Below are 26,689 nucleotides of genomic sequence, written 5' to 3' on the forward strand. Positions count from 1 at the left end.
GGGGTAGCGTTGACGGCATGGGAACCTTCCGGGACTCCGTCGACACCAGGGCCGTGCGCTTCGCCATCGGCTTTCCCCTGGTGTTGGCCGCCGCCTTCACGGTGTGCGCGTTCCTGATCCGGTCCCGGCTGCCCGAGCCGCTGGCCGTCCGGTGGTCCGCGGACGGCGCCGAAAACTTCGCCCCCTTCGCCGCCGTGGTGGGCGTGGGCGCCGCCCTGATCGTCCTGACGGGCTGGGCCGTGCTGCTCCAGGCCGCCCCGTTGACCCGGCCGGCCGTGATGCGTCGGATCATGATGGGCGCCGGGCTGGGCCTCAGCCTGTTCGTCACCGCCGTACTGGCCGCGGTCCTGGTCGGGCAGATCGGGCTCTCCGACGCCCGCGCCTCGCACGTTGACGTCACCATCCTCGCGATGGGCAGCGGCGCCGCCCTGGGCCTGGGCGTGGTGATGGGATTCGTATTCAAGGCCGACGAGCGCTGGTCCGTCGACGACGAACGCGCCGCCCGCGCGGCGCTCGAACACCTCCGCGACCCGGACCTGGCCAGGGACGACGTCCGCCTCTGGGTCCACGCCCGCAGCTCGATCTTCGTGATGCTCGGAATCTCCACGCTGTTCCCGGCGGCGCTGCTCAGCCTGGCCCTGCCCTGGCTCGCGGCCGTCCTGGCGGCCGCGGCGCTCGTGGCGACCCTCTTCCTCTTCGCCCGGGTCAGGGTGGACCGGGCCGGGCTCAGGGTCCTCGCCGCCGGACTGCTGCCCGTGCTGACGATCCCCGCCGCCGAGATCGGCTCGGCCGCCCCGGAGCTGGTGCGCGCGGCGGAGCGTGGCGGCTGGGGCTTCCGCCGCCACGGCCGGGACTCCAGCATGCTGGTGGCCAACGGGCCCGCCGTCGTGGTGCGGCGCCTGGACGGCGGCACCGTGACGGTCAGCGCCGGCGGCCCCGCCTCGGCGGACAACGTCGCGCAGGCCCTGACCCGCGTGGCTTCCCGGGCCCGCGGCGACGGCGCGCCGCCCCGTCCCTAGTAGGCTGGAGCCACCCCGATCACCACGCCGGATGCCCTCCGGCGACCACAGAATGGATCCGACTGTGACCACCGCCCAGGACCTCCCGCGCGTCCACATCGCTACCGACCACGCCGGCATGGAGCTCAGCGCCCACCTGGTGGAGCACCTCAGCGCCAAGGGCTACGAGGTGGTGGACCACGGACCGAAGGTCTACGACGCGCTCGATGACTACCCGTCCTTCTGCATCAACGCCGCCCTGGCCGTCGTGGCGGACCAGGACGCCGGCGTCCACGCCCTGGGGATTGTCCTGGGCGGGTCCGGCAACGGCGAGCAGATCGCCGCCAACAAGGTCAAGGGCGTCCGCGCGGCCCTCGCGTGGAGCCTGCCCACCGCGAAGCTGGCCCGCGAGCACAACGACGCCAACGTCGTCGCCGTCGGCGGCCGGCAGCACAGCGTCGACGAGGCCACCGAAATCATCGAGGCGTTCCTGACTGAGCCGTTCAGCCACGACGAGCGCCACGTCCGCCGCATCGGCAAGATCGCGCGCTACGAGGCCACGGGCGAGGTCGTCGAGTAGTGCCCGAGGGCCACTCGATCCACCGGCTCGCCCGCCAGTTCGCGGACGTCTTCACGGGCGAGCGGCTGGCCGTCTCCAGTCCGCAGGGACGCTTCGCCGTCGGCGCCGCCCTGCTGGACGGGCACGTCCTCACTGGCTCGACGGCGCACGGCAAGCACCTGTTCCTCCGCTTCGAGCACGGGCTGTCCCTGCACGTCCACCTGGGCCTGTATGGCGCCTGGAACTTCGGCGGCGACAGCACCTTCCGGGGCGCCTCGAGCATTGGCGCGCCGCGCAGGGTCGGGGAGCGGGAGGACCGCGACGCCGGCGCTGATGCGGTGAATGACGACGCCGCCTACGCCGGGCCGCCCGCCCCGGTGGGCGCCGTCCGCGTCCGGCTCGCTGGCAGCCACGGCTGGGCGGACCTGCGCGGGGCGACCACCTGCGAGACCCTCACCGAGGGGGAAACCGAGGCCGTGATGGCCCGGCTGGGCCCGGACCCGCTGCGGAACCTGCCGGGGGACAGGGAGGCCTTCGTCGCCACGCTGGGCCGGCGGAAGACCCCGCTGGCCACCCTGCTCATGGACCAGAAGGTGATTGCCGGCGTCGGGAACGTCTACCGCGCCGAGCTGCTGTTCCGGCAGCGCCTGAACCCCTGGCTGCCCGGAACCGGCCTCCCGGCCGGGGACGCCGGGCTGCTCTGGGACGACACGGCCGCCATCATGGCCGACGGCGTGCGCGACGGCCGGATCATCACCACCGGACCCCGGTACTGGAGCGGCGGGGGAGAGGCCTTCGAAGGAGAGGGCGCGGCCCTTCCCGCCCCGGAGGAGGCGCACTTCGTCTACCGGCGGCAGGGCCAGGACTGCCGGGTCTGCGGCACCCCCGTCTCGCTGGTGGAACACGCGGCCCGCAAGCTGTACTGGTGCACGGTTTGCCAGCAAAGATAAGACCGAATGCGAGGCCCGCAGAAAGCACGAAGGGCCCCTCCGCTGGAGGGGCCCTTCGTGATGCTTTTGGAGAGGGGACGACGGGAATCGAACCCGCGTAATCAGTTTGGAAGACTGAGGCTTTACCATTAAGCTACGTCCCCGGGACTATGCTGGAAATTCAGCAAAACTTCCGGTCGGCTGTTCAAGCCGGATACAACTAAACCCAATGCAGCCCCGCAGTGTCAAATGTGCAAATGGCCACACGATGACCTTAGACTGTTCTGTGCACTTACGGGGTGTAGCTCAGCTTGGCTAGAGCGCCTGCTTTGGGAGCAGGAAGTCGCAGGTTCAAATCCTGTCACCCCGACTCTGCAGCAACTGCCGGTCATCGGCGTTGCAGACCCACAATCCCCCAAAACCAGGAGTACTTAGACTGTGAAGAGCGCCGTCGAGAACCTCACCCCTACGCGGGTCAAGCTCAATGTTGAGGTCCCGTTTGAGGAACTGCAGCCCAGCATCGCCGAGGCGTACAAGAGCGTTGCTTCCCAGATTCAGGTACCCGGCTTCCGCAAGGGCAAGGTCCCTTCCAAGCTGATCGACCAGCGCGTTGGCCGCGGCTACGTCCTGGAAACCGCCATCAACGAAGGCCTCAACGGCTGGTACCAGGCCGCCGTCCAGGAGACCGGCATCCGCCCGCTGAGCCGTCCCGAGGTCGAGATCACCGAGGTGCCGGACCCGTCCGCCACCGACGGCGAGCTGAAGTTCCACGCCGAGGTTGATATCCGTCCCGAGATCGAGCTGCCGGACTACGCCGGCATCAAGGTCGAGGTTGCCGCCGCCGAGTCCTCCGAGGCCGACGTCGACAAGGCCCTGGACGAGCTTCGCGGCCGTTTCGGCACGCTGAAGAGCGTTGACCGCCCGGCTGCCGACGGCGACTTCCTGACCATCGACATCACCGCGTCCATCGAGGGCTCCGAGGTTGATTCCGCCTCCGGCCTGTCCTACCAGGTTGGCGCCGGCACCATGCTCGAGGGCCTGGACGAGGCGGTCACCGGCCTCAGCGCCGACGAAGATGCCATCTTCGACACCACCCTGGTGGGCGGAGACCACGCCGGCGAAGCCGCCCAGGTCAAGGTTGTCGTGAAGGCCGTCAAGGAGCGCGAGCTCCCCGAGGCCAACGACGATTTCGCCCAGCTGGCCTCCGAGTTCGACACCCTGGCCGAGCTCCGTGAGGACCTCGCCAAGCAGGCCGCCGACTCCAAGACCGTCGAGCAGGGCGTCGAAGCCCGCGACAAGGTCCTGGACAAGCTGGTCGAAATGATCGAGGTCCCGGTTCCCGAGTCCGTCGTCGAAGAGCAGCTCGAGCAGCACTTCAGCGCCGAGAACAACCACGGTGAAGGCGAGCACGACACCGAGGAGCACCGCGCCGAGGTCAAGGCCAACACCGAGCGCGCCTTCCAGAACGAGATCATCCTTGACGCCATCGCCGAAAAGGAAGAAGTCAACGTCACTCAGAACGAGCTGATCGACTACATCGTCACCACCGCCAGCCAGTACGGCATGGACCCGAACCAGTTCGCCCAGATCATCGATCAGAGCGGCCAGGTCCCGATGATGGTCTCCGAGGTCCGCCGCCGCAAGGCCCTGGCCGTCGTGCTGGGCCAGGCCGAGGTCACCGACTCCGAGGGCAACAAGGTTGACCTGAGCGAGTTCGTCCGCCCCGGCGGCGAAGAGTCCTCCTTCGAGGAAGCTCCGGCCGAGGAAGCGTCCTCCGAGGAAGCCGCCGAGGCTCCCAAGAACGACGACCCGGCGGCAGTGAAGTTCTAGCCCGCCCGGCACCCTGAGCAGTGCCCGCACCCCCGGATCACCGATCCGGGGGTGCGGCTTTTTAAGCCGCAGACGAACCCGGCGGCCCAATCGTGCGCCGTCAGCGAACAGCCCGCCACGCCGGCACAATGCGGCAGGGAAAACGGTTAGTGTCCATGTAGGAAAGTTCAGTGGAGCCACCCCACGGCACCACCGTCGCCAGCGAGAGGTAAGTACACATGTCACAGCAAGCAGGGGCACCCCGGATGGCTACCGTCGATCCCGCGGCCCAGGATAACTACATTTACAACCGCCTGCTGAAAGAGCGCATCATCTGGCTCGGCTCCGAGGTCCGCGACGAGAACGCCAACGCGATCTGCTCCCAGCTGCTCCTCCTCTCGGCGGAGAACCCCGAAAAGGACATCTACCTCTACATCAACTCTCCCGGCGGCTCCGTCACTGCCGGCATGGCCATCTACGACACCATGCAGTTCATCCCGAACGACGTCGTCACCGTGGCCACCGGCCTCGCCGCCTCGATGGGCCAGTTCCTGCTCAGCTCCGGCACCAAGGGCAAGCGCTACGCCACCCCGAACGCCCGCATCCTGATGCACCAGCCCTCCGGCGGCATCGGCGGCACCGCCTCGGACATCAAGATCCAGGCCGAGCTGATCCTGCACATGAAGAAGGTCATGGCCGAACTGACGGCCGAACAGACCGGCCAGACCGTGGAGACCATCCTCAAGGACAACGACCGTGACAAGTGGTTCACGGCGACCGAGGCCCTTGAATACGGCTTCTTCGACAAGATCGCGGCCCACGCCGGGTCCGTGGCCGGCGGCGGCGGAACCAACGCCGACAGCGGCAAGTAACCGGCACGCAGACAGAACCGACTCCAGGAGCAATGAACATGAACTACAACTTCGGATCGACTGCCGGAAACCTGCCCAGCAGCCGCTACGTGCTGCCGCAGTTTGAGGAGCGCACCCCCTACGGTTTCAAGCGCCAGGACCCGTACACCAAGCTGTTCGAGGACCGCATCATCTTCCTCGGCGTCCAGGTGGACGATGCCTCGGCCGACGACATCATGGCCCAGCTGCTGGTCCTCGAGTCGACGGACCCGGACCGCGACATCACCCTCTACATCAACTCCCCGGGCGGCTCCTTCACCGCCATGACGGCGATCTACGACACCATGCAGTACATCCGCCCGGAGATCCAGACGGTCTGCCTCGGCCAGGCCGCCAGCGCCGCCGCCGTGCTGCTGGCCGCCGGTACGCCGGGCAAGCGCCTGGCACTGCCGAACGCCCGCGTCCTGATCCACCAGCCGGCGCTCTCCGGCGGCCAGGGCGGGCAGGCTTCCGACCTGGAGATCCAGGCCGCCGAGGTCATGCGGATGCGCTCCTGGCTGGAGGACACCCTGGCCAAGCACTCGGGCCGGACCTCCGAGCAGGTCAACAACGACATCGAGCGCGACAAGATCCTCACGGCCGCCGAGGCCATGAGCTACGGCCTGATCGACCAGGTCCTCGACTCGCGCAAGATCAAGCCGCAGGCGCTGACCAAGTAGCCTTGGCAGCTTCACAGCAGTAGACGACGCCGGTTCGGCCCGTGGAAACGGGGTGAACCGGCGTCTTCTTTCCACCCAACAGGTCCAAAGTGACCTAGAGTGGACTATGTCACGGCCGTCCCGTTCGGGGCTGGCGGTGTTTCAAAATGGGTGCCACGCTGCACGGAGGCATGACCCGGCCGGCAGCAAGATACAAAGGGGTTCACATATGGCTCGGATTGGCGAGAGCACCGATCTGCTGAAGTGCTCGTTCTGCGGAAAGAGCCAGAAGCAGGTCCGCAAGCTCATTGCCGGGCCCGGCGTCTACATCTGCGACGAGTGCATCGAACTCTGCAACGAGATCATCGAAGAAGAACTCGCCGAAGTCGCCGACCTGGGCAGCTTTGAACTGCCCAAGCCCCGGGAAATCTTCGACTTCCTGCAGGAATACGTCATCGGCCAGGAACCCGCCAAGCGTTCCCTCGCCGTCGCGGTCTACAACCACTACAAGCGCATCCAGGCCGGCCACGCGCCCAAGAGCGGAGCGCTGGCCGAAGGCGGCCACCACGACGACGTGGAGATCGCCAAGTCCAACATCCTGCTGATCGGCCCCACCGGCTGCGGCAAGACCTACCTGGCCCAGACCCTGGCCCGGCGCCTGAACGTCCCGTTCGCCGTCGCCGACGCCACGGCTCTGACCGAGGCTGGCTACGTCGGTGAAGACGTCGAGAACATCCTGCTCAAGCTAATCCAGGCCGCGGACTACGACGTCAAGAAGGCCGAACAGGGCATCATCTACATCGACGAGATCGACAAGATCTCGCGCAAGAGCGAGAACCCCTCCATCACCCGGGACGTCTCCGGCGAGGGCGTCCAGCAGGCGTTGCTGAAGATCCTCGAGGGCACGGTGGCGTCCGTCCCCCCGCAGGGCGGCCGCAAGCACCCGCACCAGGAATTCATCCAGATCGACACCACCAACGTGCTCTTCATCGTCGCCGGCGCCTTCGCCGGCCTCGAGGAGATCATCGGGTCCCGGTCCGGCCGGAAGGGCATCGGCTTCGGCGCCCCGCTGAACGAGGTCAAGGACAACGCCGACTCCTACGGTGAGGTCATGCCGGAGGACCTCCTGAAGTTCGGCCTGATCCCCGAATTCATCGGCCGCCTCCCGGTCATCACCACGGTCTCCAACCTGGACCGCCCGGCCCTGATCCAGATCCTGTCCACGCCCAAGAACGCCTTGGTCAAGCAGTACCAGAAGATGTTCCAGCTCGACGGCGTGGAACTGGTCTTCGAGGACGAGGCGCTGGACATGATTGCGGACCAGGCCCTGGAACGCGGCACCGGCGCCCGCGGCCTGCGTGCCATCATGGAGGAAGTCCTCCTGCCGGTGATGTTCGACCTGCCCAGCCGCGACGACGTCGCCACCGTGGTGATCACCGAGGACGTCGTGGCTAAGAAGGCCGAACCCACGATGATTCCGCACGACGTGAAGCGCCGTAAGTCCGCCTGATTCCGTCCCGAAACGGCAGGAGTCCGGAATAAATCCGCGCCGCTCTCCGCTGTGCCCTGAGACGCCTGTCAGCTTCCCAACAAGGAGAATTCACGTGCCTGAGAACACCGCCACGAACAAGGCCGACTTCTGGTTCGACCCGATGTGCCCCTTCGCCTGGGTCACCTCCCGCTGGATTTCCGAGGTGGAAACCGTCCGGAGCATCCAGACCGAGTGGCACGTCATGAGCCTCGCCGTCCTGAACGAGGGCCGGGAGGAACTGCCCGCCGAGTACAAGGAATTCCTGACCAAGGCATGGGCCCCGGTCCGGGTGATCGTGGCCGCGGCGCAGAAGCACGGCGAGCAGTACATCAAGCCGCTCTACGACGCCATGGGCACCAAGATCCACAACGAGGGCAACAAGGACATCGCCGAGGTCATCGCGAAGTCCCTGTCCGAGGTAGGCCTCCCGGCGGAGCTCGCCGCGGCCGGCGACAGCGACGAGTTCGACGCCGAACTCCGCGCCAGCCACGAGTCCGGCATCTCCCTGGTGGGCCAGGACGTCGGCACCCCGGTGGTGGCCATCAACGGCACCGCGTTCTTCGGCCCGGTCCTGACCCGCATTCCCCGCGGCGAGGACGCCGGCAAGCTCTGGGACGCCTCCGTGGGCCTGGCCTCCTACCCGTACTTCTTCGAGCTCAAGCGCAGCCGCACCGAAAGCCCCGTCTTCGACTAGGCACCGGACCCCGCCACAGCGGGACCACAGGGCGCCGCCGGAACTACCACGCTGTAGTTCCCGCGGCGCCCTTGTGCATCCCCGGGGACGGGAGAACAATAGTTATTACCCACTCCGCAAGGGGAGGGACGCGGGAACCAAAGATTCAGTGACACTCATCCGACGCAGCCTTCGGCACAGTCAGATGATGGCTACCAGTGACGAGGTAGGAAGACCTGAAATTCCAAGGATCCCGCCAGATTGCCTAAGACGTCACGTGGTGATCGAAAAAGTCGAAGCCCCACCAACCGCAAAAAGCTGATGGGGTTTCCCCTTTGCCCAAAAACAGCATTCCCCAAACAGCCCTAAGACTCCCGCCTCACCGGAGGACAGACCGGGACATGAGCAACCAGCCCATCGCCGATTACGCGCTGCTGTCCGACTGCCGGTCCGCCGCCCTGGTCAGTGTCGCCGGCGCAGTGGACTGGCTGTGCTTTCCGCGCTTTGACAGCCCCTCCGTCTTCGGCCGGATTCTCGGTGAGTCCGCCGGTCACTGGTCGGTGCGTGCCGCGGGCGTGCGGGGGAGTTCCCGGCGGTACCTTGGACCCTCGATGGTCCTGGAGACCCGGCACCGGACCGATGACGGCAACCTGACCGTCACCGACGCCCTGGTCCTGGGCAGCGGCCGCCGCGGCCACGACCTTGGAGACGGCTCGCCCGGCACCCTGCTCCGGAGTCTGGCCTGCACGCGGGGGAGCGTCCACGTGGAGGTCGAGTGCGCGCCGCGCCCCGGCTATGGCCTCCTCGAACCTGTCCTGCGGAGAGTCCCCGGCGGCCTGCTGATCACCGCGGGCGGCGAGGCGCTCACGCTGTCCTCCCCGGTGGCGTTGGAGCCCGACGGCGGGACGGCGTCCGCCACGTTCCGGCTGCGGGCCGGCGAGAAGGTGGCATTCGCCCTGCACCGCCCGCATGGCGGCGGCGAGGACCCCGTGTTCTGGGACCAGGCGGAGATGCACCGCAGGCTCGCGGACACCCTCGAAGGCTGGACCAGCTGGTCCGGTATCCACCAGAACTACAGCGGGCCCTGGCAGGACCTGGTGGCAGGCAGCGGGAGGGTGCTGCAGGCGCTGAGCTACTATCCGTCGGGAGCGATCGTGGCGGCGCCCACCACCTCGCTGCCGGAGGTCGCCGGGGGCACCCGGAACTGGGACTACCGCTACACCTGGGTGCGGGACGCCAGCATGACGCTCCAGGCGCTGTGGGTGGCCGCCTGCCCGGACGAGGCCGGTACGTTCTTCCAGTTCCTGGCGACGGCCGCCGCCCGGCAGCTGGCAGCCGGGGAAGACCTCCACATCATGTACGGCATCGGCGGCGAACGGGAACTTCCGGAACGGGAGCTCAGCCACCTGCCCGGCTGGCGTGGCAGCGCACCCGTCCGGGTGGGCAACGGCGCCTGGGACCAGCGGCAACTGGACGTCTACGGAGAGCTGCTGGACGCGGCCGCCACGATGCGGGATTCCGTCGCGGAGCTGGCACCGGAGACCTTGCGGTTCCTGGCCGACGCCGCCGACGTCGCCGCGGCCCGGTGGCGGGGCCCGGACCAAGGCATCTGGGAAGTCCGGGGCGAGCCACGGCACTTCCTGTACTCGAAGCTGATGTGCTGGGTGGCCGTGGACCGCGCCATCGGCCTGGCCGCCCTGCTGCGGGCCACGGACCGGTTGCCCGGCTGGACGGCGGCCCGGGAGGAGATCAGGGAATCGATCTGCACCCACGGCTGGAATGAGGCGGCCGGTGCGTACACGCAGTCCTACGGCGCCGCCGAACTGGACGCCTCCGCACTGATGCTGGGCATCGTGGGGTTCCTGGAGGGGACGGACCCGCGGTTCCTTGCGACCGTGGAGGCCGTGGAGCAACGCCTCACCGATTCCCGCGGGCTGGTCTACCGCTACCTCGCCGACGACGGCCTGCCCGGCGGGGAGGGCGCATTCCTGCTCTGCACCTTTTGGCTGGCCCACGCACTGGCCCTCGCCGGCCGGACCGAGCGCGCCCGGGAGGTCTTCGAGCGCGCCGCTGGCTTCGCCACCGACCTGGGGCTGATGGCTGAGGAGGTAGCCCCGGACGGCCAGGAACTGCTGGGCAACTTTCCGCAGGCCTTCAGCCACATCGGGCTGGTAAATGCGGCCTGGGCCATCGGCGAGGCCGAGCGGCGGAGCCGGGAGGAGAATGCCGGGGGAGACGACGGCGGGGAACAAGCGCCGCGCTGATGAGGTTGGCCCCTATGACAGCATCCACCGGGATGTCCCGCGACCATTGGAGCGACATTGGCTATCACCGCACATCTGGACCTGACCCTGAAGACCGAAGTCCTCGGCACCGCCCCCGACGTCCTGCGCGAGACGCTGGCCGACACCCGCGCCTTCGACGGCTGCCTGGGCGTCGATGTCCTGGTCGAGCGGGAGAATCCCACGCACGTCCTCGTCGTCGAACGCTGGGCGTCCATGGAACAGGACGCCGCCTACCGTGCCTGGCGCGCCACCGAGGAGGGCGCCAGCGGCCTCGGCGCCCTGCTGGCCGCCCCGCCGACGCTGACGCACTTCGAGACCTCGTTCGAGGCCTGAGCGCCTCCCGCAACCGCAGGGGCCCCCGTCCGGCATCAGCCGGGCGGGGGCCCTTGTCGTGAGGGGCAGCGTTGCTAGGCCTGGGTCGGCGCTTCCACGGGGACGTCCGCCGGAGCCAGGACGACGTCGCTGACCGCCAGCTCGCCGTCGCCGGCCACCAGCGTCAGCTCACGGGCGTTCGCGGCGGCCTTCAGGTCGCCCAGTCCGGCACGGAGCTGCTGGACCAGGGACTCCGAGCCGGTGATGGCCGCGGAGAGCACCTCGGTGCGCTGCTTGACCTTCGCCTCGGACTTGGCCTTTCGGATGCCGCCCAGAGCCGCGCCAACGGTGGACAGCAGCGTGGTGTCGCCGTCGACCTCCACGGCGGCGGGCCACTGGGCCCGGTGCACGGAGTCCTTGCGCCACCAGCTCCAGACCTCCTCCGTGGCGAAGGGCAGGAACGGGGCGAAGAGCCGCAACAGGGTGTCCAGGCTGGTGGCGAGGGCAGCCAGCACGGAGGCCCGCTGCTCCGCCCCGGCGGCACCGTAGGCGCGATCCTTGATCAGTTCCACGTAGTCGTCGGTGAAGTGCCAGAAGAAGCTCTCGGTGATCTGCAGGGCACGGGCGTAGTCGTAGGCCTCGAAGGCCTTCGTCGCCTGGGCCACCACGTCGGCCAGCTGGGCCAGCACGCCGCGGTCCAACGGATTCGTCAGGACGGACAGATCCCCGGCGAGCACCGAGTCCTCGGTGGCGCCGAGGTTCAGGACAAACTTGGAGGCGTTGAGCAGCTTGATCGCAAGGCGGCGGCCGATCTTCATCTGCGCGATCTCGTAGGCGGTGTCCGCGCCGAGCTTGGCCGAGGCCGCCCAGTAGCGGACCGCGTCCGAGCCGTACTCGTTGAGCACATCGGTCGGAACAATCACGTTGCCCTTGGACTTGGACATCTTCTTCCGGTCCGGGTCCAGGATCCAGCCGGAAATGGCAGCGTGCTTCCACGGCGCCACGCCCTGCAGGGAGTCGGCACGGACCGCGGAGGAGAACAGCCACGTCCGGATGATGTCGTGGCCCTGCGGGCGCACGTCGAACGGGAAGACCTTCGAAAAGAGCGCCTCGTCGGTGCTCCACCCGCCCACGATCTGCGGGGTCAGCGACGACGTGGCCCAAGTGTCCAGGACGTCGGCGTCGCCGGCGAAGCCGCCCGGGACGTCGCGCTGGGCTTCCTCGTAGCCGGGGGCTGCGTCCGCGGCGGGGTCCACCGGGAGCTGGCCGTCGGCCGGCAGGATCGGAGCGTCGTAGTCCGGGTTGCCGTCGGCGTCCAGCGGGTACCAGACCGGCACCGGCACGCCGAAGAAGCGCTGGCGGGAGACCAGCCAGTCGCCGTTCAGGCCGGTGATCCAGTTCTCGTACCGGGAGCGCATGAACGCGGGGTGGAAGTCGATCTCCTTGCCGCGGCCGATCAGGCGTTCGCGGCGGTCCTCGTCGCGGCCGCCGTTGCGGATGTACCACTGGCGGGAGGTAACGACCTCGAGGGGCTTGTCGCCCTTTTCGAAGAAGTTGACCGGGTGCATAATCTTCTTCGGTTCGCCGTCCAGCAGGTCCGCGGCGGCCAGCAACTCCACCACGCCCTCCTTGGCGCTGAAGACGGTCTTGCCGGCGATCGCGGCGAAGGCCTCGCGGCCCTCCGCAGTGGTGATCCAGTCCGGGGTCTCGCCGACGATGCGGCCGTCGCGGCCCACGATCGCGCGGGTGGGCAGCTGCAGCTCACGCCACCAGGTGACGTCGGTGAGGTCACCGAAGGTGCAGACCATCGCGATGCCCGAGCCCTTGTCCGCCTTGGCCAGCGGGTGGGCCTTGACCTCCACCTCGACGCCGAAGATTGGGGAGGTGACCTTGGTGCCGAAGAGCGGCTGGTAGCGCTCGTCGTCGGGGTTCGCCACCAGCGCGGCGCAGGCGGCCAGCAACTCGGGGCGGGTGGTCTCGATGTAGATCTTCTCGCCGGATTCGGTGAAGAACGGGTAGCGGTAGTAGGCGCCGGCGACCTCGCGGTCCTCCAGTTCGGCCTGGGCCACCGCGGTGCGGAAGGTGACGTCCCACAGGGTGGGGGCCTCGGCCATGTACGCGTCGCCGGCGGCCAGGTTGGCCAGGAACGCGCGCTGGGAGATGGCGCGGGACTTGTCGTCGATGGTCCGGTAGGTCAGGTCCCAGTCAACGGAGAGACCCAGGGTCTGGAAGAGGTTCTCGAAGACCTTCTCGTCCTCGACGGCGAGTTCCTCGCAGAGTTCGATGAAGTTCCGGCGCGAGACGACGTCGAAGTCGCGCTGGTTCTTGGCCGGCTCGGCCGGGGGCCGGTAGTTGGCATCGTAGGGGATGGCCGGATCGCAGCGCACACCGTAGTAGTTCTGCACGCGGCGCTCGGTGGGCAGGCCGTTGTCGTCCCAGCCCATCGGGTAGAAGACGTTCTTGCCGGTCATCCGCTGGTAGCGGGCCAGGACGTCGGTCTGCGTGTAGGAGAACATGTGTCCGACGTGCAGCGAACCCGACGCGGTGGGCGGGGGAGTGTCGATCGAGTAGACCTGCTCCCGGGTGGTGTCCGGGTTGAACTTGTAGGTTCCTTCGTCAAGCCAGCGCCGGGTGAGCGATGCCTCCAGGCCCTCGAGGGCGGGCTTGTCCGGAACGTTGGTGGGGGCGGTGGTGGGCGTGTCTGTACCCTGCGTGTCTTCAGCCATGGGTCAATTCTTGCAGTTCTTTTCACTTTAGTTTTCACCGCGTTTCGCGATTTCGGGATCCCGCTGCAATAACGTGCGGGACTATGAAGGAAAATTCGGCGCATTTCGCGATCAAGCGCATCTATGACCCGCCCGGGGACGGCGACGGCTTCCGGGTCCTGGTGGACAGGCTCTGGCCGCGTGGCGTCAGCAAGGAGCGGGCGCGGCTTGACCTGTGGCTCAAGGAGGTGGCCCCGTCGGGGCCGCTGCGCACCGAGTTCGCGCACATGCAGGAACGCTTTGAGGATTTCCGCTCCGCCTACGAGGCGGAGCTTGCGGAGAACCCGGCGGTGGAGACCCTGCGCCGGATCGGGACCGACCACGCCCGGGTGACCCTGCTGTTCGGGGCAAGGGACGTGGAAACCAACCACGCCCGGGTGCTGTTGGAGTTCCTCCAGCGCGGTGGCCGCTAACCGCCCCCCGATTCCGATTAGGGTGGTGCCATGACTGAGGGAACCACCAACACAGCAGCAGCCAAAGCGGCCGTCGTCACCGGCGCCAGCACCGGAATCGGGCAGGCCACGGTCCGTGCGCTCCGCCGGGAAGGGTGGACCGTGTTCGCCGTCGCCCGCCGCGCCGACCGCCTGGACGCCCTCGCGGCGGAAACCGGCGCCGTCGCGCTGGCCGCGGACGTGACCGACGACGACGCCGTCGCCCGCCTGGTCGAGGAGGTCACCCGCGAAGGCGGCATCGACACCCTCATCAACGTTGCCGGCGGAGCCCGCGGGGCGGACAAGATTGCCGACGGCAAGACCGAGGACTGGCAGTGGATGTACGAGGTCAACGTCCTCGGCACCCTCAAGCTGACCCGCGCCTTCCTGCCGATGCTCCGCGCCTGCGGCGAAGGCACCGTCCTGAACCTCACCTCCACCGCCGGGCTCTCCGCCTACGAGGGCGGCGGCGGGTACAACGCGGCCAAGTTCGGCCAGCACGCCCTCACCGGGGCGCTCCGCTTGGAGGAAGCCGAACACAACCTCCCCGTGATCGAGGTGGCCCCGGGCATGGTGCAGACGGAGGAGTTCTCGCTCAACCGCCTCGGAGACAAGGGCGCCGCGGACAAGGTCTACGCCGGGGTCGAGAAGCCGCTGACGGCCGACGACGTCGCCGACGTGGTCCGCTACGCGGTGACCGCCCCGCACCACGTGAACCTGGACCAGATCATCGTCCGTCCGGTCGCGCAGGCGTCCAACTTCAAGGTCATCCGCAAGGGCTGACCGGATGTTCCGGACCGGAGCAGCCACCTGCCCGGCGGCTTAGCCGAGTAACCTAGCCCGGCGGCTTAGCCCGGCGCCGGGATGGTGAGCGTGGCCACTACGGCCGCGTGATCCGTCCCGGCCACCCGGTGCACCGCGTAGTCCCTGCTGCCGACCGATGGACCGGTCAGCAGATGGTCCAGCGCGGCGCCCGGCAGCGGCAGGTCCATCGGCCAGGTGGGGACCAGCCGCGCACCCTGCGCGGTGGCCACGTCCACCAAGGGATGAGCGGCTCCGGCGGCGACCAGGCGCCGGAACTCGGCGTGGTCGTACCCGGCGTTGAAATCGCCCAGCAGGAGCAGCGGTGGCTGCTGCCCGGCTTGTTTCCGTCCGGCAACGGCGGCTGCCGCTTGCTCCGGCAGCCTGCCGAGGGCCGCCAGTTCCCGGCGCCACTGGCCCAGTCCGCCGCCCACCGGCGCCCGGGTATGCACGTTCGTCACCTCCAGCACGGCGGCGCCGCCCTCCGGGACAGGAAGCTCCAGCCTCGCCGAGACCATCGGAAACCGGGTCCCGGCAAGGGTTCCGGTGGATTGCAGCGGGAAGCGGGAGTAGAGCGCCCCGCCGGAGGCGTCCCGGCCGGGGGCACTGATCCGGTAGGGAAGCTCCCCGTTGATGCCCGCGGCCTCCAGCCGCTGCTCCAGGGCCGGGGTGTACTCCTGGAGCGCCAGCAGCCCGACGTCATGGTCCCGGACCATCCGGACGATCTCCCCGGCGTCGGCCCGGCCAAGCTTCGCGTTGATGCTCATTGTCACCAGCTCCGCGCCCCTGCCCCCCGCCGGCGGCAACGGACGCGCGTAGTCGGGCGAAAACAGCCACGCCGCCTGCAGGGCCAGGAGCGCCGCGGCCGCGCCGGCCGCCACCGGGCGGCGTGCCGCCACCGCACAGAGAAACGAGAAGCCTGCCGGAACCACCAGCCAGGGCGTGAAGGACAGCAGCTGCACCACCGTTTCCGGCCACGGCAGGTCCACGGCGCGGCACACGGACAGCCCCGCCACCGGCACCCCCAGCAGTCCCGCTGCCGCCAGCCAGCGCCGGCGCGGCACCACCGCGGCCCGGGCAGTCCCGGACAACCGGTCGGCAACGCCGTGAGGGAGGCCCATTCCCCGAGTGTAGGCAGGCCCGGGGCCCGGGGCGAGGGTTCGGCAGGACGGATCCGTTTGTATCCCGGGCCGGCGGCCCATGGTGTGCGGCGGGCACCGGCCCCTTTCCGGTACCATCGAACTAACAGCGTCGACCCGGCCATCACCGGTGAGCTTCCGGAAGAACACTCCGGCGCGGACCCCACGGTCCCCGCGGTGCCAGTAGAACCGGACGGGTAAGCCCGTCACAGCAGTCAACGAGCGGCCGGCAGCGGTGCGCGTTCCGCCCACACGGGTGGTCCGGGCCCGGAACCGGTAAGTGAGGTGGTACCGCGGTGCCGGTGTTGTTCCGACAGCACAGGAGCCGTCCTCGCATCCTGAATGAATCCCGTTGTTCACAGCTCAACCCAGGATGTCGAGATGACCCATTACCCCAAGGCCTCAGCCGCACCCTCCGACGCCAGCACCTCCGCCTCCGGCACGGCTTCCACCGCCGCAGGCGTGTCCGCCTCCGTGAAGTTCCCGGAGATCGAGGAGCGCATCCTCAAGTACTGGGACCGGGACGGAACCTTCCAGGCGAGCATCGACCAGCGGGACGCAGGCAAAGACGGCTCCAACGAATTCGTCTTCTACGACGGCCCTCCCTTCGCTAACGGCCTCCCGCACTACGGCCACCTGCTGACCGGATACGCCAAGGACCTGGTGGGCCGCTACCAGACCCAGCGCGGCCGCCGCGTCGAGCGCCGCTTCGGCTGGGACACCCACGGCCTGCCCGCCGAGCTCGAGGCGATGAAGCAGCTGGGCATGACGGACAAGACCCAGATCGAGGCCATGGGCATCGACAAGTTCAACGATGCCTGCCGTGCCTCGGTGATGAAGTACGCCGACGAGTGGAAGAGCTACGTCACCCGCCAGGCCCGCTGGGTGGACTTCGAGAACGACTACAAGACGCTCAACGTCGAGTACATGGAGTCCGTCCTCTGGGCCTTCAAGCAGCTGCACGAGAAGGGCCTGACCTACAACGGCTACCGGGTCCTGCCGTACTGCTGGAAGGACGAGACGCCGCTCTCCAACCACGAGCTGCGGATGGACGACGACGTCTACAAGAACCGCCAGGACCAGACAGTCACGGTGACCTTCCCGATCACGGCGGGGGAGTCCGAGCTCTCGAAGCAGCTCGCCGGGGTCCAGGCGCTCGCCTGGACCACCACGCCGTGGACCCTCCCCACCAACCTGGCGCTCGCCGTCGGACCCGCCATCACTTACGTGGTGCTGCCCGCCGGACCGCACGGGATCAAGGCCGCCTCCGACGAGGCCCCCGTTACCGGATCCTTCCTGCTCGCCGCCGACCTCCTGGGCGCCTACGCCAAGGACCTGGGCTACGGCGATGGCGCCGAGGGTGCCGCCGCGGCCGAGGCCGCCGTCGTCTCCCGGCACCTCGGCACCGAACTCGAGGGCCTGACGTACGAGCCTCTCTGGGACTACTTCGCCGACGCCGAGAAGTACGGCACCGAGGACGGCTGGCGTTTCCTCGTGGCCGACTACGTCACCACCACCGACGGCACCGGCATCGTCCACCAGGCCCCGGCCTACGGTGAAGACGACCAGAAGGTCTGTGAAGAGGCCGGCATCCCCGTGGTCCTCTCCGTCGACGAGGGCGCGAAGTTCCTGCCCCTCTTCGGCCACGGACCCCTCGCCGCGATCGCCGGACTGCAGGTCTTCGAGGCCAACAAGCCCATCACCCAGGTGCTCCGCGCCGAGGGCCGCCTGGTCCGCCAGGCCAGCTACGAGCACTCCTACCCGCATTGCTGGCGCTGCCGGAACCCGCTGATCTACCGTGCCGTCTCCTCCTGGTACGTCGAGGTCACCAAGTTCAAGGACCGCATGTCCGAACTGAACCAGGAAATCAACTGGATCCCGGGCAACGTCAAGGACGGCCAGTTCGGCAAGTGGCTGGCCAACGCCCGCGACTGGTCGATCAGCCGCAACCGTTACTGGGGCAGCCCCATCCCGGTCTGGCAGTCCAGCGACCCGGACTACCCGCGCACCGACGTCTACGGCTCCCTCGCCGAGATCGAGGCCGATTTCGGCCGGCTGCCGCTGAACAACGACGGCCAGGTGGACCTGCACCGGCCGTTCATCGACGAGCTCACCCGCCCGAACCCGGATGACCCGCGCACGCCGGAAGAGGGCCAGTCCGTCATGCGCCGCGTCGAGGACGTCCTGGACGTCTGGTTCGACTCCGGCTCCATGCCATACGGCCAGGTTCACTACCCGTTCCAGAACGAGGAATGGTTCGACACACACAACCCGGCGGACTTCATCGTCGAGTACATCGGCCAGACCCGCGGCTGGTTCTACATGCTGCACATCCTCTCCACGGCACTGTTCGACCGCCCGGCGTTCCGCAACGTCATCAGCCACGGTATCGTCCTCGGCTCCGACGGGCAGAAGATGTCCAAGAGCCTGCGCAACTACCCGGACGTCTCCGAGGTCCTGGACCGCGACGGCTCCGACGCAATGCGCTGGTTCCTGATGTCCAGCCCCATCCTGCGCGGCGGCAACCTGGTGGTCACCGAACAGGGCATCCGCGATGGGGTCCGCCAGGTCATCCTGCCGCTGTGGAACGTGTACAGCTTCTTCACCCTCTACACGAACGCCGCTAACGGGGGCGAGGGCTACGACGCGAAGCTGCGCTACGACGGTTACGCCGACACCCTGGACCAGTACCTGATGGCCAACACCGGCGACCTGGTCCGCACCGTCACCGAACAGCTGGACAGCTACGACATCTCCGGCGCCTGCGACGAGCTCCGCGGCTACCTGGACATGCTCACCAACTGGTACGTCCGGCGCAGCCGCACGCGGTTCTTCGACGAGAACACCGACGCCTTCGACGCGCTCTACACCGCGCTGGAGACCGTCTGCCGCGTCGCCGCCCCGCTGTTGCCCCTGATCTCCGAGGAGATCTGGCGCGGCCTCACCGGCGGGCGCTCCGTGCACCTGGCCGACTGGCCGGACGCGGACCTGTTCCCCGCCAACGCCGGCCTCGTGGAGGCGATGGACCGGGTGCAGCAGATCTGCTCCACCGGCTCCTCGCTGCGCAAGGCCGCGAACCTGCGGGTGCGCCTGCCTCTGCAGGAACTCACCGTGGTCGCCCCGGGCGCGGACACCCTGGCGGCCTTCGCCGCCGTCGTCGCCGACGAGCTGAACCTGCGCACCGTCCGCGTGCTCGACGCCGACGCCGCCTCCCCGGAGGAGTTCGGCATCGAGCAGAAGCTGGTGGTCAACGCCCGCGCCGCCGGTCCGCGGCTGGGCAAGAACGTCCAGAAGGCCATCAAGGGCTCCAAGTCCGGTGACTGGTCCGTGAACGATGCCGGCGTGGTCACCGCCGGCGGCCTCGAACTCGAGCCGCAGGAATACACCCTGGAAACCGTCGTGGCCGAGGCCGCGGCAGGGGAGGGATCCCGGGCGGCGGCAGTCCTGCCCGGCGGCGGCTTCGTGGTCCTCAACACCGAGGTCACGCCGGAACTGGCGGCCGAGGGCACCGCCCGCGACCTGGTCCGCGCCATCCAGCAGGCCCGCAAGGACGCCGGGCTGAACGTCAGCGACCGGATCCGCACCACCGTCACCGCGCCCGCAGCCGTCGTCGAGGCGCTGCAGGCCCATGCCGGCCTGGTCAAGACCGAGACGCTCAGCGTGGACCTGAACACCGTCCCCGCCGACGTCAAGGAACCGCAGGTCAGCGTCGAAAAAGTCACCGTTGAAGCAGGGGCATAATCCATGAGCGACGAATTTTCGGTCGAGAGCGTCTACGCCGAACTCCTGGGCCGGGCGCCGGAGAACAAGATGGAACCCCGGCTGGCGCCGCTGCGCCGGGCGATGGACATCCTGGGGGAGCCGAACAAGGCCTTCCCGATCATCCACGTCACCGGCACCAACGGTAAGACCTCCACGGCCCGGATGATCGAGGCCGGGCTGCGTGCCCACGGCCTGAGCACCGGCCGGTACACCAGCCCGCACCTGTCCAAGGTCACCGAGCGGATCAGCATCGACGGCGAACCGGTCTCCGATGAGACCTTCGTCCGGATCTGGGACGAGATCCGGCCCTACCTGGAGATCGTGGACAACGAACTCACCGCGGAGGACCAGCCCCGGTTGACCTACTTCGAATGCCTAACCATCCTGGGCTTCGCGGTCTTCGCGGACCAGCCGGTGAACGTGGCCGTGATCGAGGTGGGCCTGGGCGGCATCACCGACGCCACCAACGTCGGCGACGGCCTGGTCTCAGTCATCACTCCGATCTCCCTGGACCACACGGACCTCCTGGGCGACACCACCGAGGACATCGCCCACGAGAAGGCCGGCATCATCAAGCCCGGCGGCTTCCTGGTCAGCGCCGCCCAGCCGGTGGACGCCGCCCAGGTGCTGCTGGAGAAGGCCAAAGAGGTGGGCGTGCCGTTCCGCTTCGAGGGCGTCGAGTTCGGCGTCGAGTCCCGCACCGTGGCCGTCGGCGGACAGATGGTGACCATCCAGGGCCTCGCGGACCGGTACGAGGGCCTCCTGGTGCCGCTGCACGGCGCCCACCAGGCCGAGAACGCCGCCGTCGCCGTCGCCGCCCTCGAGGCGTTCTTCGGCGCGGACAAGCCGCTGAACCCCGAGGTGCTCCAGGAGGCCTTCGCCGCCGTCACCTCCCCGGGCCGGCTGGAGGTGCTGCGCACCGCCCCCACCATCGTGGTGGATGCCGCCCACAACCCGGAGGGCATCCGGGTCTCCGCCGAGGCGCTCCAGGAGGCCTTCAGCTTCAGCAAGCTGGTGGTGGTCCTGGGCATCCTGCAGGAAAAGGACGCCGAGGAAATCCTCCGCCAGCTCAAGGACTCCCTCGAGGACGTGCCGGCCGAGTTCTGCTTCACCCAGTCCAACTCGCCGCGGGCCATCCCGGCCGAGGAACTCGGCGAGCTGGCCCTGGACCTGGGCTTCGGCGAGGATGTCGTGCACACCGCGGAGAAGCTCGACGACGCCCTCGAATGGGCGGTGGAGCGGGCCGAATCCAACGACGACCTGGCCGGCGGCATCCTGGTCACCGGTTCCATCACGCTCGTGGCCGAAGCCCGGATCCTGCTCGGAAAGTCCGAGGCGTAACCGATGGCGAAACTCACCAAGGCCCAGCGCGAGTGGCGCCCGGGCATGCCGAAGAAACGGCGTTCCACCAAGGTCATGTTCGCCTCCACCGTCCTCCTGCTGGAGGCCTTCGTGGCGCTCTTCGGGACCCTGGCCGTGTTCGGCCTGCGGCGCGGGGAATTTCCCCCGGCGCTGGTCTTTGGGCTCGGCGTCGGGCTGGCCCTGGTGCTGGCACTGACCTGCGCGGTGCTGACCAAACCGTGGGGCGTGGCTCTGGGCTGGGTACTGCAGCTGGTGCTGATCCTCACCGGTTTCGTGGAACCGACCATGTTCGTGGTGGGCGCCCTGTTCGCCCTCACCTGGTGGTACGGCATCCGCACCGGCATCCGGATCGACCGCGAGGCGGCCCAGCGGGACCGGGAGCAGGCTGCCTGGGAGGCCGCCAACCCGGAGACCCCGAGCAACTAGACTTGTCCCAAACCCACCCCAACACATTGGAGCAGCTGTGAGCATCGAGCGCACCCTAGTCCTGGTCAAGCCCGACGGCGTCGCCCGCAACCTGACCGGCAGCATCATCGCCCGGATCGAAGCCAAGGGCTACACCCTGGCCGAACTGAAGAAGGTCAACGCCACCCGCGAACTCCTCGAGCAGCACTACGAAGAGCACGTCGGCAAGCCCTTCTACGAGCCGCTGGTCGAATTCATGCTCAGCGGCCCCGTGGTCGCGGCGATCTTCGAGGGCCACCGCGTGATCGAGGGCTTCCGTTCGCTGGCCGGCACCACCGACCCGACGACGGCGGCTCCGGGCACCATCCGTGGCGACTTCGGCCGCGACTGGGGCGTCAAGGTCCAGCAGAACCTGGTCCACGGCTCCGACTCGGTGGAGTCCGCCGAGCGCGAGATCAAGATCTGGTTCTAGGCTCGCCGCCCCCGAGGGCGTGCTAAAAAGCCGGGGCCGGTGTTCGTTATCGAACACCGGCCCCGGCTTTTTCGCGCTGCTGCGGCTTCTTAGTAGCCGGACGTACCGACGAAGACCTGGATGAAGGCGAAGAAGATCGTGGCAACGACGGCGATGTAGAGCAGGGCGGTCAGGATCCAACCGGACTCGCCCAGGATGCGGGTGGCGCCGGTGGGCAGCGGAATGACGCCGTGGGTGATGTTGCGGACGGTTACCCAGACAAAGAGCGGAATCATGGCCGCCCAGACGATCATGCAGAACGGGCAGAGGATGTGGATCGAGTACAGCGCCTGCGACCACAGCCACACCACGAAGGCGAAGCCCAGGGTCACGCCGGTCTGCAGCCCGATCCAGTACCAGCGGGCGAAGCGGGCGCCGGACAGCAGGCCCATGCCGGTGGTGATGATCACGGCAAAGGCGACGATCCCGATGAACATGTTCGGGAAACCGAAGAGTGAGCTCTGCCAGGTCTGCATCACCTGGCCGCAGGAGATCCAGGGGTTGACGTCGCAGACGGTGACGTGGCTGGGGTCCTTGAGGACGGCGAGCTTCTCCAGCACCAAGGCGCCGGAGGCGAGCCAGCCGACGACGCCGGTAATCACCAGCAGCCAGCCGAACGGCCGCGGCCGGGTCATCGCAGGAACCTGCCGGTCCGCTTCGGCCGGTCCGTTGTCCCTTGCCGGGGTGGCCACGTCGTCAGGGGCGTGGGAGATGCTGGGCATGGATCGTTCGTCCTTTGCGTCGGTTCTCGGTGCTGGGTCTTCTCATGGTCAGGTTCTCTGTGTTCTGGTCCGTCGTGCGCGCAACGGTGGCTGCGGAACGGCGTGCTCAGGCCGATTCTATCGCCGGAGGCTGGACGAATCCCGGGTCCCGGTCCCGGCCGCCCCCTCGCGTACCGGTGATTCGGTGTCATGTGCGTCCGGGATGTGTGGCCTAAGCCGGCATTTCCGAGTGCTGTGAGACAATGAAGCTGGCTGGGACGTGAACCACATTCGCGCTTCAGTCCGGCGACTTCGAATTCAAGACCGCCAATGAGGAGCAGGGATCTTCCCGGGTCTGATGATCCGGTTTTCCCGCAATGCCATTGGACGGCACCTGGTTGTGATGCATCGATCAACGGGTTCGCAACGAAGCCGCCGGCCCTCCAGGGCTGCCGCACCCCAAGGCCGGTGCGAACCTGAGGGTATTCAATTGACTTCTGTCAATGCCTGCGGGTGTTGACAAATATTTGCCCCCGGGGCGCCGGATGTGGCGGCGCATCAGGGGCAGGAGCGTGGCCACATATGGATAATGAACAGCTGGAAACGGGCAACGACGAAGCAGCAGTTTCCGACGCCCCCATGACCGACGGCGTAACCGCCACCGAGGTGCCGGAAAAGCCCAAACGGGCCCCGCGCACTCGCAAGAAAGCGGCCCCCAAGGCGGAAGCGGCCGCACCGGCCGATGAAACCTCCGACGCGGCGGCTCCAGCCGCAGGCGCCGAAGCGGCCGCTGCCGATGCCGACAATAGCGTCCCGACCGTTGCCGCGGCCGCCGGGGAACCCGTAGCGGAGAAGGCCCCGGCGCGCCGGACCCGCACCCGCCGTCAGGCCGCCCCGAAGGCAGCCGCAGCACCCGACGCCGCACCCGAGGCTGACGCCGCGGACGAAGCCCCCGCCCTCCTGACCGTTTCCGAGGCCGTGGCCCCCGCCGACGTGCCCGCCGATGCCGAGGCTGAGGCCGATGTCCCGCGCAAGCCGGTCCGCCGCCGGGCCAGCCGCGCCAAGGCTGCCCCCGCCGAGGTGCCCGCGGAAACCGCCCCGGAAGCCGGTATCACCGACGACGCGCCGACGGCTGATGCTGCCGTTGCCGCCCCGGACGCTGCCGCTGCCGCCACCGATACCCCCGCCGAGGAGGCCCCGGCAGCGGAGGCCCCGGCAGCGGAGGCCCCCGCCGAGGAGGCTAAGGAAACCGAAACGCCGTCGTTGTTCCTCGCCCCTTCCGCCCCCGGCGCCGTCACCTCCATGCTCTTCCAGGCCCCGGACCTCACCGCCGTCGTTCGTCCCGCCCCCGCCGCGGCAGCTGCCGAGGACGCTGACACCGACGAAGACGAGGAAGACGACGAGCAGGGCAACCGTCGCCGTCGCCGCAGCCGCGGCCGCCGTGGCCGCAGCCGGGTCTCCGAGGCCGACACCGACGCCGAGCCCGGCGACGAGGACGCCGAGGAGGGCCGCGAGGCCGCACTGGAGGACGGCGTGACGTCCCGCCGCCGCCGTCGCCGCCGTCGCGGTGACCAGGACCTCGAACTGACCGGCGGCAGCGACGACGACCCGCCCAACACCGTCACCCGGGTCCGCGCGCCGCGCACCGTCAGCGAAGCACCGGTCAGCAACCGCGTCACCTCGGTCAAGGGCTCCACCCGGCTGGAGGCGAAGAAGCAGCGCCGCCGCGAGTCCCGCGACACCGGCCGCCGCCGCACCGTCATCACCGAAGCGGAGTTCCTGGCGCGCCGCGAATCCGTGGACCGGCAGATGATCGTTCGCCAGCGCGACGACAGAATCCAGATCGGTGTCCTCGAAGACGGCGTCCTGGCCGAGCACTTCGTGTCCAAGACCCAGCAGGACTCCCTGATCGGCAACGTCTACCTGGGCCGCGTCCAGAACGTGCTGCCCTCCATGGAGGCGGCCTTCGTCGACATCGGACGCGGCCGCAACGCCGTGCTGTACGCCGGCGAGGTCAACTGGGACGCGGTCAACCTCGAGGGCAAGCAGCGCCGGATCGAGAACGCGCTCAAGTCCGGCGACTCCGTCCTGGTCCAGGTAACCAAGGACCCGGTGGGCCACAAGGGCGCCCGCCTCACCAGCCAGATCTCGCTGCCTGGCCGGTACCTCGTGTACGTGCCCGGCGGTTCCATGACGGGTATCTCCCGCAAGCTGCCCGACGTCGAACGCAACCGGCTCAAGCGCATCCTCAAGGACCGCTTGCCGGAAGACGCCGGCGTGATCGTCCGCACCGCGGCCGAGGGAGCCTCGGAAGAGGAGCTGACGCATGACATCAACCGGCTCCGCGCCCAGTGGGAGGGCATCGAAAGCCAGGCCACGTCCACCAAGATCCTCGCCCCGGAGCTCCTCTACGGCGAACCGGACCTGACCATCAAGGTGGTCCGCGACGTGTTCAACGAGGACTTCTCCAAGCTGATCGTCTCCGGTGAGGAGGCCTGGGACACCATCGAGGCCTACGTCACCTACGTCGCGCCGGACCTGGTGGGCAGGCTCGAGAAGTGGACCAAGGACACGGACATCTTCTCCGCCTGGCGCATCGACGAGCAGATCCACAAGGCTCTGGAACGCAAGGTCTTCCTGCCGTCCGGCGGCTCCCTCGTGATCGACCGCACCGAGGCCATGACAGTGGTGGACGTCAACACCGGCAAGTTCACCGGCTCCGGCGGCAACCTCGAGGAAACCGTCACCAAGAACAACCTCGAAGCGGCCGAGGAAGTCGTCCGCCAGCTGCGCCTGCGCGACATCGGCGGCATTATCGTCATCGACTTCATCGACATGGTGCTCGAATCCAACCGCGACCTCGTTCTGCGCCGCATGGTGGAGTGCCTGGGCCGGGACCGGACCAAGCACCAGGTGGCCGAGGTTACCTCGCTCGGCCTCGTGCAGATGACCCGCAAGCGGATGGGCACCGGCCTGCTGGAAGTCTTCGGCGAGCAGTGCGAGGCCTGCGCCGGCCGGGGCGTCGTCACGCACGACGAACCGGTCGAGCACCGCCGCGCCAACACCGTCGCCGCGGAACACCATGTTCCGCGCACCGAGCAGCAGCCCGCCGTCCGCAACGAGCGCAAGCGCCGCCGCGGCAAGGGCGGCCAGGGCACCGAGGGCCAGCAGCAGCAGGTGCCGGCGGCCGGGCACCACGAGCCCACCGAGGCCGAGCGGCACGCCAAGGCCGAGGCCACCCGTGCAGCGCTGGCGAATATCGCGGCGGCCGCCCACGCGGCCCACCTGCACGACGGCGACGCCACCGCAGCGCCCGACGCCGAGACACGGCAGGCGGCCCTGGACGCCGCCGTCGAGCTGGCCTCCACCGAGGAAGCAGCCGGCCGTCCCGCCGCCGTGCTGACCTTCGGGGGCGAGCAGGTGGCCCTGCCCTTCGTCGAGCACGCCGAGCAGGCGCCGCAGCCGGCCCTGACCCTGGACCTGCTGACTGAGGCGTTCGCCAACCTGGGCGACTCGGACTCGCGGAACCGCCAGTCCGGGAGCACGGAGACCGCGGCCCACGAGGCCGCCCCGTCCGTGGAAGCGCCGGCTGTGGAGGCACAGTCCGTGGATGCCCCTGCCCCGGAGGCTGAAGAACCCGCCGAGGCTCCGGCCGGCGGTCGGTCCGCTGACCAGTCCCGGGCTACCCGGGGCCGGGGACGTGCCCGCACGGCCCGGATCCAGCCGCCGAATGCCCGCAACCGCGCTGTCGAGCCGGAAACCCGGCGGGAAGCCGCCCCGCAGCAGGACACCCGGCAGCAGGAGGCTCCGAAGCAGGACACCCGCCGGCAGGAGGCTCCCAAGACGGCCGCGCCGGCGGCGGCCCCCGTCGCCACCCGCACTCCGGCGGCAGCGGAACCGGCCACCGGCCAGGGCCGTCCGCGGCGGCACCGTAGTGCCAGCCGTGCCCAGGGGGCAGCCAACGAGACCGCCGTCGAGCAGCGCCGGCAGGCCTCCGCCCCGTCCGGCCAAGGCTCCGTCCACGAGGCCAAGGCACCGGAAACGGTCAAGCCGGTCGTCAAGGACAACGGCGGCCCGATCATCCTCGGCGTCGGCGTACCGGCCTCGGAGCTCTAAACCGCTCCGCCGCCGCACCACCCGGTACCGCTCAGTACCACTCGCGGGTAT

Annotated in this window: 20 protein-coding genes and 2 tRNA genes; 18 read left to right on the top strand and 4 right to left on the bottom strand. The window is 68.8% G+C overall.

Annotation, left to right across the window (positions count from 1 at the left end; translation table 11 throughout):
- Positions 1-17 precede the first annotated feature (17 nt).
- The 3 genes from QWJ39_RS09745 to QWJ39_RS09755 are packed head-to-tail and all read left to right on the top strand — an operon-like array spanning position 18 to position 2,507.
- Positions 18-1,019, top strand: coding sequence for a hypothetical protein (locus QWJ39_RS09745; protein ID WP_290257604.1), 1,002 nt, complete (start codon positions 18-20; stop codon positions 1,017-1,019).
- A 52-nt stretch (positions 1,020-1,071) separates the two neighbouring features.
- The gene (locus QWJ39_RS09750) at positions 1,072-1,578 is read left to right on the top strand and encodes a ribose-5-phosphate isomerase (RefSeq protein WP_290257605.1); all 507 of its coding nucleotides are present in this window, start codon (positions 1,072-1,074) and stop codon (positions 1,576-1,578) included.
- Positions 1,578-2,507, top strand: a complete 930-nt coding sequence (locus QWJ39_RS09755; RefSeq protein ID WP_290257606.1) for a DNA glycosylase — start codon at positions 1,578-1,580, stop codon at positions 2,505-2,507. The genes QWJ39_RS09750 and QWJ39_RS09755 overlap by 1 nt, the downstream gene beginning before the upstream one ends.
- 72 nt (positions 2,508-2,579) lie before the next feature.
- Here the strand turns inward: QWJ39_RS09755 and QWJ39_RS09760 are convergent.
- Positions 2,580-2,650: transfer RNA gene (locus QWJ39_RS09760), tRNA-Gly, on the bottom strand.
- Between the two features lie 131 nt (positions 2,651-2,781).
- Between QWJ39_RS09760 and QWJ39_RS09765 the strand changes: the two genes are divergently transcribed.
- The 8 genes from QWJ39_RS09765 (at position 2,782) to QWJ39_RS09800 (ending at position 10,666) form a co-directional block, all read left to right on the top strand.
- A tRNA-Pro gene (locus tag QWJ39_RS09765) sits at positions 2,782-2,856 on the top strand.
- Positions 2,857-2,924: 68 nt separating this feature from the next.
- The gene (tig, locus tag QWJ39_RS09770) at positions 2,925-4,316 is read left to right on the top strand and encodes a trigger factor (protein ID WP_290257607.1); all 1,392 of its coding nucleotides are present in this window, start codon (positions 2,925-2,927) and stop codon (positions 4,314-4,316) included.
- A 245-nt stretch (positions 4,317-4,561) separates the two neighbouring features.
- Positions 4,562-5,167, top strand: coding sequence for an ATP-dependent Clp protease proteolytic subunit (locus QWJ39_RS09775; protein ID WP_290257881.1), 606 nt, complete (start codon positions 4,562-4,564; stop codon positions 5,165-5,167).
- Between the two features lie 38 nt (positions 5,168-5,205).
- The gene (locus QWJ39_RS09780) at positions 5,206-5,865 is read left to right on the top strand and encodes an ATP-dependent Clp protease proteolytic subunit (RefSeq protein WP_056738346.1); all 660 of its coding nucleotides are present in this window, start codon (positions 5,206-5,208) and stop codon (positions 5,863-5,865) included.
- Positions 5,866-6,073: 208 nt separating this feature from the next.
- On the top strand, positions 6,074-7,354 hold the full coding sequence (gene clpX, locus QWJ39_RS09785; protein WP_290257608.1) for an ATP-dependent Clp protease ATP-binding subunit ClpX: 1,281 nt from the start codon (positions 6,074-6,076) through the stop codon (positions 7,352-7,354).
- Positions 7,355-7,448: 94 nt separating this feature from the next.
- On the top strand, positions 7,449-8,069 hold the full coding sequence (locus tag QWJ39_RS09790; RefSeq protein WP_290257609.1) for a DsbA family protein: 621 nt from the start codon (positions 7,449-7,451) through the stop codon (positions 8,067-8,069).
- 380 nt (positions 8,070-8,449) lie between these two features.
- Positions 8,450-10,312 (top strand): glycoside hydrolase family 15 protein, encoded by a 1,863-nt coding sequence (locus QWJ39_RS09795; RefSeq protein WP_290257610.1) that lies wholly within the window; start codon positions 8,450-8,452, stop codon positions 10,310-10,312.
- A gap of 57 nt (positions 10,313-10,369) precedes the next feature.
- Complete coding sequence (locus QWJ39_RS09800) at positions 10,370-10,666, top strand: antibiotic biosynthesis monooxygenase family protein (protein WP_290257611.1); 297 nt, start codon at positions 10,370-10,372, stop codon at positions 10,664-10,666.
- 74 nt (positions 10,667-10,740) lie between these two features.
- On the opposite strand, the gene valS is transcribed toward QWJ39_RS09800, so the two are convergent.
- Positions 10,741-13,371, bottom strand: a complete 2,631-nt coding sequence (valS, locus tag QWJ39_RS09805) for a valine--tRNA ligase (RefSeq protein ID WP_290257612.1) — start codon at positions 13,369-13,371, stop codon at positions 10,741-10,743.
- Between the two features lie 83 nt (positions 13,372-13,454).
- On the opposite strand from valS, the gene QWJ39_RS09810 reads away from it, so the two are divergent.
- Positions 13,455-13,823 carry a DUF488 family protein gene (locus tag QWJ39_RS09810; protein ID WP_290257613.1) on the top strand — a complete coding sequence of 123 codons (369 nt, stop codon included), beginning with the start codon at positions 13,455-13,457 and terminating at the stop codon, positions 13,821-13,823.
- A 30-nt stretch (positions 13,824-13,853) separates the two neighbouring features.
- Positions 13,854-14,624, top strand: coding sequence for an SDR family oxidoreductase (locus QWJ39_RS09815; protein WP_290257614.1), 771 nt, complete (start codon positions 13,854-13,856; stop codon positions 14,622-14,624).
- Between the two features lie 65 nt (positions 14,625-14,689).
- Here the strand turns inward: QWJ39_RS09815 and QWJ39_RS09820 are convergent, their stop codons facing one another.
- A complete protein-coding gene (locus QWJ39_RS09820; RefSeq protein WP_290257615.1) occupies positions 14,690-15,763 on the bottom strand; it encodes an endonuclease/exonuclease/phosphatase family protein in 1,074 nt (357 codons plus the stop codon).
- A gap of 399 nt (positions 15,764-16,162) precedes the next feature.
- Here QWJ39_RS09820 and ileS point away from each other — a divergent pair, with 399 nt between their 5' ends.
- From ileS to ndk, 4 genes are read left to right on the top strand one after another with little or no spacing between them, the layout of a single operon-like run.
- Complete coding sequence (ileS, locus tag QWJ39_RS09825; RefSeq protein WP_290257616.1) at positions 16,163-19,522, top strand: isoleucine--tRNA ligase; 3,360 nt, start codon at positions 16,163-16,165, stop codon at positions 19,520-19,522.
- Between the two features lie 3 nt (positions 19,523-19,525).
- Positions 19,526-20,884, top strand: a complete 1,359-nt coding sequence (locus QWJ39_RS09830; protein WP_290257617.1) for a folylpolyglutamate synthase/dihydrofolate synthase family protein — start codon at positions 19,526-19,528, stop codon at positions 20,882-20,884.
- Between the two features lie 3 nt (positions 20,885-20,887).
- Positions 20,888-21,331 carry a DUF4233 domain-containing protein gene (locus QWJ39_RS09835; RefSeq protein ID WP_290257618.1) on the top strand — a complete coding sequence of 148 codons (444 nt, stop codon included), beginning with the start codon at positions 20,888-20,890 and terminating at the stop codon, positions 21,329-21,331.
- Between the two features lie 37 nt (positions 21,332-21,368).
- The gene (gene ndk / locus QWJ39_RS09840) at positions 21,369-21,782 is read left to right on the top strand and encodes a nucleoside-diphosphate kinase (RefSeq protein WP_290257619.1); all 414 of its coding nucleotides are present in this window, start codon (positions 21,369-21,371) and stop codon (positions 21,780-21,782) included.
- Positions 21,783-21,871: 89 nt separating this feature from the next.
- On the opposite strand, the gene QWJ39_RS09845 is transcribed toward ndk, so the two are convergent.
- Positions 21,872-22,543 carry a vitamin K epoxide reductase family protein gene (locus tag QWJ39_RS09845; RefSeq protein ID WP_290257620.1) on the bottom strand — a complete coding sequence of 224 codons (672 nt, stop codon included), beginning with the start codon at positions 22,541-22,543 and terminating at the stop codon, positions 21,872-21,874.
- Between the two features lie 561 nt (positions 22,544-23,104).
- Here QWJ39_RS09845 and QWJ39_RS09850 point away from each other — a divergent pair.
- On the top strand, positions 23,105-26,638 hold the full coding sequence (locus QWJ39_RS09850) for an Rne/Rng family ribonuclease (protein WP_290257621.1): 3,534 nt from the start codon (positions 23,105-23,107) through the stop codon (positions 26,636-26,638).
- Positions 26,639-26,689: the final 51 nt, after the last annotated feature.

Source organism: Arthrobacter sp. YD4, from assembly GCF_030410515.1.
In the GTDB taxonomy this organism is placed as follows: domain Bacteria; phylum Actinomycetota; class Actinomycetes; order Actinomycetales; family Micrococcaceae; genus Arthrobacter.

Bases quoted from the DNA above. Each gene is read 5' to 3' on its own strand.
- QWJ39_RS09795 (WP_290257610.1), top strand. From the start codon at position 8,450: ATGAGCAACCAGCCCATCGCCGATTACGCGCTGCTGTCCGACTGCCGG.
- valS (WP_290257612.1), bottom strand. From the start codon at position 13,371: ATGGCTGAAGACACGCAGGGTACAGACACGCCCACCACCGCCCCCACC.
- QWJ39_RS09850 (WP_290257621.1), top strand. From the start codon at position 23,105: ATGGATAATGAACAGCTGGAAACGGGCAACGACGAAGCAGCAGTTTCC.
- QWJ39_RS09810 (WP_290257613.1), top strand. From the start codon at position 13,455: ATGAAGGAAAATTCGGCGCATTTCGCGATCAAGCGCATCTATGACCCG.
- QWJ39_RS09745 (WP_290257604.1), top strand. From the start codon at position 18: ATGGGAACCTTCCGGGACTCCGTCGACACCAGGGCCGTGCGCTTCGCC.
- QWJ39_RS09815 (WP_290257614.1), top strand. From the start codon at position 13,854: ATGACTGAGGGAACCACCAACACAGCAGCAGCCAAAGCGGCCGTCGTC.
- QWJ39_RS09845 (WP_290257620.1), bottom strand. From the start codon at position 22,543: ATGCCCAGCATCTCCCACGCCCCTGACGACGTGGCCACCCCGGCAAGG.
- QWJ39_RS09835 (WP_290257618.1), top strand. From the start codon at position 20,888: ATGGCGAAACTCACCAAGGCCCAGCGCGAGTGGCGCCCGGGCATGCCG.
- QWJ39_RS09780 (WP_056738346.1), top strand. From the start codon at position 5,206: ATGAACTACAACTTCGGATCGACTGCCGGAAACCTGCCCAGCAGCCGC.
- QWJ39_RS09820 (WP_290257615.1), bottom strand. From the start codon at position 15,763: ATGGGCCTCCCTCACGGCGTTGCCGACCGGTTGTCCGGGACTGCCCGG.
- ileS (WP_290257616.1), top strand. From the start codon at position 16,163: ATGACCCATTACCCCAAGGCCTCAGCCGCACCCTCCGACGCCAGCACC.
- QWJ39_RS09830 (WP_290257617.1), top strand. From the start codon at position 19,526: ATGAGCGACGAATTTTCGGTCGAGAGCGTCTACGCCGAACTCCTGGGC.
- QWJ39_RS09750 (WP_290257605.1), top strand. From the start codon at position 1,072: ATGGATCCGACTGTGACCACCGCCCAGGACCTCCCGCGCGTCCACATC.
- clpX (WP_290257608.1), top strand. From the start codon at position 6,074: ATGGCTCGGATTGGCGAGAGCACCGATCTGCTGAAGTGCTCGTTCTGC.
- QWJ39_RS09775 (WP_290257881.1), top strand. From the start codon at position 4,562: ATGGCTACCGTCGATCCCGCGGCCCAGGATAACTACATTTACAACCGC.